General features: G+C 58.8%; 6 protein-coding genes. 3 read left to right on the forward strand and 3 right to left on the reverse strand.

Annotated features, from left to right (window positions below; all coding sequences use genetic code 11):
• Positions 1-73: 73 nt before the first annotated feature.
• The 3 genes from JAB8_RS15580 to JAB8_RS15590 all read left to right on the forward strand — a co-directional run bounded on the left by JAB8_RS15580 (position 74) and on the right by JAB8_RS15590 (position 2,985).
• The gene (locus tag JAB8_RS15580) at positions 74-1,015 is read left to right on the forward strand and encodes a CysB family HTH-type transcriptional regulator (protein WP_034751505.1); all 942 of its coding nucleotides are present in this window, start codon (positions 74-76) and stop codon (positions 1,013-1,015) included.
• Between the two features lie 61 nt (positions 1,016-1,076).
• On the forward strand, positions 1,077-1,727 hold the full coding sequence (locus JAB8_RS15585; protein WP_070219464.1) for a class I SAM-dependent methyltransferase: 651 nt from the start codon (positions 1,077-1,079) through the stop codon (positions 1,725-1,727).
• Positions 1,728-2,037: 310 nt separating this feature from the next.
• Positions 2,038-2,985: a porin gene (locus tag JAB8_RS15590; RefSeq protein WP_046682561.1), complete on the forward strand. Its 948-nt coding sequence runs from the start codon at positions 2,038-2,040 to the stop codon at positions 2,983-2,985.
• A 45-nt stretch (positions 2,986-3,030) separates the two neighbouring features.
• Here the strand turns inward: JAB8_RS15590 and JAB8_RS15595 are convergent, their stop codons facing one another.
• From JAB8_RS15595 to JAB8_RS15605, 3 genes are all read right to left on the reverse strand, one after another.
• Positions 3,031-4,221 (reverse strand): PAS domain-containing sensor histidine kinase, encoded by a 1,191-nt coding sequence (locus JAB8_RS15595; RefSeq protein ID WP_070290527.1) that lies wholly within the window; start codon positions 4,219-4,221, stop codon positions 3,031-3,033.
• Positions 4,222-4,386: 165 nt separating this feature from the next.
• Positions 4,387-5,145 carry a LytTR family DNA-binding domain-containing protein gene (locus tag JAB8_RS15600; protein WP_070290528.1) on the reverse strand — a complete coding sequence of 253 codons (759 nt, stop codon included), beginning with the start codon at positions 5,143-5,145 and terminating at the stop codon, positions 4,387-4,389.
• 68 nt (positions 5,146-5,213) lie between these two features.
• Complete coding sequence (locus JAB8_RS15605; RefSeq protein ID WP_070290529.1) at positions 5,214-6,506, reverse strand: histidine kinase; 1,293 nt, start codon at positions 6,504-6,506, stop codon at positions 5,214-5,216.
• Positions 6,507-6,928: the final 422 nt, after the last annotated feature.

Here is a 6,928-nt window from a genome sequence, read left to right on the forward strand (position 1 = left end):
GTATATGCATGCATGCAAAATCATGGGTGGGGCGGAAACTCGGCAAATCACGGCAATCTAGGGCAAACCAGCAATGAATCTCCATCAACTGCGCTTCGTGCGCGAAGCGGTCCGGCAGAACTACAACCTGACGGACGCCGCCAAGGCCTTGTTCACGTCGCAACCGGGCGTATCGAAAGCCATCATCGAGCTGGAGGAAGAGCTGGGCGTGGATATTTTTACGCGCCACGGCAAGCGCATCCGCGGCCTGACGGAGCCGGGCCGCCTGGTGCTGGAGTCCGTCGAGCTGATTATGCAGGAAATCGACAGCATGAAGCGCATCGGCAAGGAATTCGCGGCGCAGGACAGCGGCAGCTTTACCATTGCCACTACGCATACACAGGCGCGCTACACCTTGCCCAAGGTGGTGCAAGCCTTCATGCTGAAGTTCCCCAAGGTGCGATTGTCTTTACTGCAAGGAAATCCGCGCCAGATCGCCGAGATGGTGCAGCGCGACCAGGCGGATCTCGCCATCGCCACGGAATCGATCGCCGCCATCGATGGCCTGATCACCTTGCCATGCTATCAATGGGAACACGTGGTGGTGGTGCCCGTCGACCATCCGCTGCTCAAATCGAAGTCCGTGACCCTGGAAGAAATCGCCGCCTTCCCCCTGATTACCTATGATAGCGCGTTCGCCGGACGCAACAAGATCGACCATGCTTTCGTGCTGCGCGGCCTGAAGCCGGACATCTTGCTCGAAGCCATCGACGCGGACGTGATCAAGACTTATGTCGAGTTGGGCATGGGGATTGGTATCATAGCGGGTATGGCCTTCGATGCCGAGCGCGACAAAGGCTTGCGCGCCATCCCTGTCGGGCACCTGTTCGGCATGAATGTGTCGCGCGTGGCCGTCAAGCAGGGCGCGTATTTGCGCAGCTATATTTATACCTTTATCGAGTTGCTGACGCCGACCTTGAACCGCAAGCTCATCGAGCAGGCGATGAGCGGTGATAAAGAGCACTACGAACTATAACAATGCATGAAGTCGGCCGGGCGAGGTGCCTGGCCAAGATTATTTAAGAAGAGAAGAAACAATGATTACCGATCAGCTTGCCAAATATTACGCCACCATCGCGCAGCAGTACGAGCGCGTCTATGACAAGCCCGAACGCCAGGAAGACCTGGAAGTGTTGCGCGACAAGGTCGCCGACGTGCTGGAAGGCCACACCGTGCTGGAACTGGCTTGCGGCACCGGCTACTGGACGGAAGTGGTCGCCGAGTCGGCCGAGTCCGTACTGGCCACCGATATCAACGATGAAATGCTGGCGCTGGCCCAGGCACGCGGCTTGCCCGACAACGTCACCTTCGCCAAGCTCGATGCCTTCAACTTGCCCGACGACATGCTGGGCAAGTTCACGGCCGTGTTCGCGGGCTTCTGGTGGTCGCACGTCAAGCGCGAAGACCAGGACAAATACCTGAAGCAATTGCGCACGAAACTGGGCAAGGATATCCTGCTGGTGCTGATCGACAACTCGTATGTCGATGGCAGCAGCACCGTGATCGCGCGCACCGACCTGGAGGGCAATACGCACCAGTTCCGCACGACGGAGGCGGGCGAGCGCTATGAAGTGCTGAAGAATTTCCCATCGGATAGCCACCTGCGCAAGAAGTTTGCCCACTCGGCCCGCGAAATCCGCATGAAGCGCCTGGAATACTACTGGCTGTTGAGCTGCCGTCTGAAGTAAGGCTGATCTGTCTATATGGTAGCGGTAGGTCGGATTAGCCCGTAGGGCGCAATCCGACAGGCGTTGCCGAAGGTGCTAGTCGGATTACGCGTGGCCTTGCCCCGCTAATCCGACCTACGGTAAATAGGCCTTGCCGCCGCATGAACCGCCTCCGGGCGGTTTTTTTTCGCCTGTTGTTTTTATCTGACAAGATGTTGTTCCAAAAAACAACATCTTGTCGATGTCATATTGTTGAAGTATTTCGTGGGCATGATTCGGTTCAGCAGCTAAGCAGCACCATTCTTGTCCAACCTAATGTAGAGAATCTCAAGTGAAAAAAATTACTCTGGCAGCATTGATCATCGGCACCTTCGCAGCAGCTACGGCACAAGCACAATCGAACGTCACCGTGTACGGCCTGGTTGACCTCGGTATTGCCAAGACCACTGGCCAGCCGACGGTACAACGCGAAAACAATGCGTCGCGCCTCGGTTTCAAGGGTACGGAAGATCTGGGTGGCGGCCTGTCCGCAATTTTCAACCTGGAAAGTGAATTCCTGGCCGACACCGGTGCGCAAAAAGGCGTGTTGTTCGACCGTCAAGCGTACGTGGGCTTGAAAGGCGCTTTCGGTACCGCCATCCTGGGCCGCACCAAGAATCTGGTCGATGGCACCATCGCCCGCGTCGACCCATTCAACACCTACGGCGTGGTCGGCAAGAACAATGAAACCCTGCTGCGTTCGGGCGTCGGCTCGTCGCGCGTCAACAACGCCGTCACCTACAACAGCCCAAGCTTTGAAGGTTTCGTGGGCAGCCTGCAATACGTGCTGAGCGAAGTCAACAGCGCTGACGCGGGTGTGATCGGCCTGGCAACCTACGACAATGGCCCGATCAGCCTGCACGCCGGCTACGAAAAAGCCGTGCAAGCAACGGCAACGGCGGCCAAGCCTGACCTGTGGTCCATCGGTGGCGGCTATAAATTCGGCCCGGCCAAGATCACGGCCGCCTACTCGAAAGGCGACACCAAGGTTGCGACGACTGGCGAATTCAAGTCCTACTTGATCGGCCTGAACTACACGGTGGGCGGCGGCGATGCCAAAGTGTCGTATGGCAAGCAAGAGCAAAGCAACAACAAGTTCAAGGATCAGGACACCATCAAGGAATTCGGCGTCGGTTACGACTACCACCTGTCGAAGCGCACCGACGTGTACGCTTACGCTGGCCGCGAGCGCGTCAAGTCGCTGACTTCGTACCAGATCGGTCTGGCACACAAATTCTAAGCATCATTCGATGTGACGAAGCAAAGGCGCCTGCGGGCGCCTTTTTTATTGCATCGCCGCGGATGCCGCCTCGGCATTCATGGGCAGCGAGATGTCGATGCGTGTGCCGCCAAGCTCGCTATCGGCGCCGATATGGATGCTGCCGTTCAAGCCCCAGACCCGCTCGCGCATGCCCAGCAGCCCTAGTGCCGTGGCTTTTTCCAGGTCGTGTTCGGCAATGCCGCGGCCGTCATCCTGGATGGTGATGGCCAGCGAGGAATCGATGCGGTGCAGGGCGATGGTGATGTGGTTCGCTTCGGCATGGCGCGCGATATTCGTCAGTGCTTCCTGCACGATGCGGTAGATGGCCGTGCTGCGCGCGTCGTCGAGCACGAGGTCAGCCTCGTCGGCCAGCAAGTCGAAATGGATGGCGCGGCGCAGCAGGAAGTCGTGGCGCAGTTTTTGCAGCGCAAAATACAATCCCCCTTCATCGAGCGCGCGCGGGCGCAGGTTGCTGGCGATGCGCCGCAGCGAGGTAATGGCCGTCACCAGCAAGCCGTCCATGCTGTGCAGCAGGGCTTGCAGGGGCGCGGTGGTGTCCGTGTGCTGGCGCACCAGGGTCAGGTCGACGCGCAAGGTGGCCAGCAATTGCCCCAGGTCATCATGCAGTTCGCGCGCGATATGCTTGCGTTCTTCTTCGCGGATGGTTTGCAGCGCGCTCGACAATTCACGCAATTGCGAAAAGGAGCGGGCCAGTTGTTCATGCATCTGCTGACGCGCCGTAATGTCGCGCACGATGATGGTAAAGACGCTGTGGCCGTCTTCCTGCATGGCCGAGAGCGATCCTTCGAGGGGAAACATGACGCCATCGCTGCGCCGTCCCGTCAAGGTGTAATCGGTGGCGCGCCGGCCCGTCAGGCGCAGTTCCTGGCTGATATCGCCAAACGGCGGCTCGCCATCGTGCTGGCCCAGGCCGCCGAGGGTGCGCAAGTCGCGCAGGATGTAGTGACCCAGGCGCATGCCGCGCATGCCGGCCGGCGTGTCGTCGAACAATCTGGCCGCTGCCGCGTTTGCATGCAGGATGATTTGCCGGCTGTCGATGCTGATGATGGCGTCGCTGGCGCTGTCGATGATGGCTTGTCCGCGCGCCTGCTGCTGCCGGCGGGCTTTCAGTGGCGGAAACAGGCACAGCAAAAGCGCAGCCGCCATACCCAGCGGCAAGATGCGCAGCAGTGCAGGACTGCCTCGGTCGGGCATGGGGCTTCTCCTTGCGAACGTGTACGAAGGCAGACAGGACAGCGATGGAGAGTTGGACTTTATCTAGCCTATGCCTGCTGGTGCGGCGCGGCTTGATGTGGCGCAGGAAGGGGAAAGGAAGAGATCAAGGCGCCGCACCGGCCTGGGCCGGGCGGCGGCGGAGTCTTACATTTGCTTGAACAGGTGCAGGAAGCTGCGGCTCACTTCGAGCTTGTCGGATTTGCCTTTGATGAGTACCAGGTGACGGCCGCGGATGTCGCGCGTCACGCCTTCGATGGCATTCACGTTGACCAGGGTGGCGCGGTGGATTTGCCAGAACAGCGAAGGGTCGAGCTCTTCGGCCAGGTCGCGCACGGGCTTGCGGATCAGCGCTTCATACTTGGCCGTCTGCACGCAAGTGTATTTCTCGTCAGAACGGAAGAACAGGATCTCTTCCACGGGGATCATGCGCAAGTCCTGGCCGATGCTGGCCTGTATCCATTGCAGGTAGGTGGGCTTGGCCGTGATTTTTTCCGCCAGTTGCGACAGCATGGCCGTGACGCTGCTGTTGACGTCCAGAGCCGGCTTGTTCAAGTGCGTTTTCAGGCGCTCCACCGTCACCAGCAGACGCTCATGCTCGGGCGGCTTGAGCACGTAGTCGACGGCGCCCCGCTCGAAGGCTTCGACGGCGTGACTGTCATAGGCAGTGACGAAGACGATATGCGTCTTGCTGCCTATTGCTTGCGCTGCCTCCATGCCCGTCTTGCCCGGCATGCGGATATCGAGGAAGGCAAAATCGGGTTTGAGTTGTTCCACCAGTTCGATCGCCTCGTCGCCATTCTTGGCTTCGCCGATGATTTCCAGTTCAGGCCAGGCCTGGCCCAGGCGCAGGCGTAGCTGGTCGCGCATCAGTCTTTCGTCGTCGGCAATAATAGCGGTAGGCATAGGTCTCAAGTGTGAACAGGCGAAGATTGATTATTCAATGATTTAGCGTTTTTATCAACTACTCTGTCTTACTTGGACAATTGATATGGCACTTCGATCACGGCGCACACGCCGGACGGTTGATTTGGCGTAATGGTCAGGCTGCCCTCGTCGCCATGCAGCAGCTTCAGGCGTTCGCGTATGGTGGGCAAACCCAGTCCCGTACCATCGCTGGGCACTACGCCAAAGCCCAGGCCGTCATCGGTGACGGTCACGCGCAGCTTGCTGTGCGCCACTTCGGCCACGATGCGCAGGGTGCCGCCTTCCGGTTTGACTTCCAGGCCGTGCTTGATGGCATTTTCCACCATCGATTGCAGCATCATGGGCGGGAAGGCGGCGCTGCGCAGGCCGTCGGGAATCTGGAAGTCGACGGTCAGGCGTTCTTCCATCCGCATTTTCAGCAGGTTCAAGTACGCTTGCACCATGTCCGCTTCACGGCCCAGGTTGGTAATCAGGGCGTTGTCGCGCATTTGCGGCAGCACGGCGCGCAGATACTGGATCAGGCTGCGCTGCATCTTGGCTGCGCGCGGCGGATCGACCTGGATCAGGTGTTCGACGGAGGCCAGCGTGTTGAACAGGAAGTGCGGCTCGACTTGCGCCTGCATCATCTGCATCTTCGCTTCGCTGAGCTGGCGCTGCATGGATTCCCGTTCAGCCGCTTCGTTGGCCGTGACGGTTTCCGCTTCGGCGCGTTTTTTGCCGCCGACCAGGGCCTTCATGGCGAACAGGGCCAGTACCAGCAAGGAGACAAAACTCTTGAACCAGGTCGAGGCTTGCTGGTGGTAGCGCGACACTTTTTGTTCCGCCGCATCATCCACCGCTTCTTCGATGGCATTCGACAGCTCTTCGCCGATTTGCGGCGGCAATTCGATATGGACTTCTTCCCCTGAAGCATTGGTGGTCACCGGATAGTTGGGCTTGGCGGGGGCTGCTGGTGGTTGCGGCGGTTCCGGCGGCACGGCACTGGCTTTTGCGTCCGCCTCGGCGGCATCGGCTGGATCGCTGACCGCCTCGGCCGCGCTGCTGCGCCGGTTCTTGCCGCTGCGGGGATTGAAATGGATGCCCGTATCGTCGATCAGGATATTGGTTTCCCCCGAACCCTTGCTGCTGCGTTTATGCGACTTGATGACCACTTCTTCGTCCGGGCTGGACGAGAACAGCTCATCTTGCAAAATGGAGCCGGCGATCAGAGCCAGCGCAGCGAACAGGAAGAATTTCCACCAAGACAGTTGGGTGACCCAGGTCGTCGTCGCGTCGAATGCCCGTTGTAACCAAGCGAGGATGGTTTTCAACAATTGGGGCAGGCTGGAAATCGGAAGCATGAGGGGGCACTTTCAAGTACTAGAGTTTAATCGACGCAGCGGGCAAGTTTAACCCCTTGTTAAGTAGCGTCAGAGTCTGATATTGCCACTGTGCCTAAAGACCACGAACTACGCCAGCCGATTGCGACAGGCTGCACAAAAAGGCGCTTGAAGTGAAGACAAGGCTTGCTGGGCGGTGAGCGCGGGAAAATAGCGCTTGCGGGCCGCGCGGCGCAGGGCTATAATTCGCCCCCTCGCTGAACGACGCATGCAAATGCCGAGTAAAGCAGGGTGAAAAAAGAAGGTTGACGAATTAGCCGAAACGCTTCATACTCTTCCTTCTTCGCAGCTGACAAACACAACGCTTTGTCGATAGCGCGAAAGCAGTACCAAATACAGTTCTTTAACAATTAACAGTCGATAAGTGTGGGCATTTGATGTAA

Source organism: Janthinobacterium sp. HH106, from assembly GCF_001758725.1.
Taxonomy (GTDB): domain Bacteria; phylum Pseudomonadota; class Gammaproteobacteria; order Burkholderiales; family Burkholderiaceae_D; genus Janthinobacterium.

Bases quoted from the DNA above. Each gene is read 5' to 3' on its own strand.
- JAB8_RS15600 (WP_070290528.1), bottom strand. From the start codon at position 5,145: ATGCCTACCGCTATTATTGCCGACGACGAAAGACTGATGCGCGACCAG.
- JAB8_RS15585 (WP_070219464.1), top strand. From the start codon at position 1,077: ATGATTACCGATCAGCTTGCCAAATATTACGCCACCATCGCGCAGCAG.
- JAB8_RS15605 (WP_070290529.1), bottom strand. From the start codon at position 6,506: ATGCTTCCGATTTCCAGCCTGCCCCAATTGTTGAAAACCATCCTCGCT.
- JAB8_RS15580 (WP_034751505.1), top strand. From the start codon at position 74: ATGAATCTCCATCAACTGCGCTTCGTGCGCGAAGCGGTCCGGCAGAAC.
- JAB8_RS15595 (WP_070290527.1), bottom strand. From the start codon at position 4,221: ATGCCCGACCGAGGCAGTCCTGCACTGCTGCGCATCTTGCCGCTGGGT.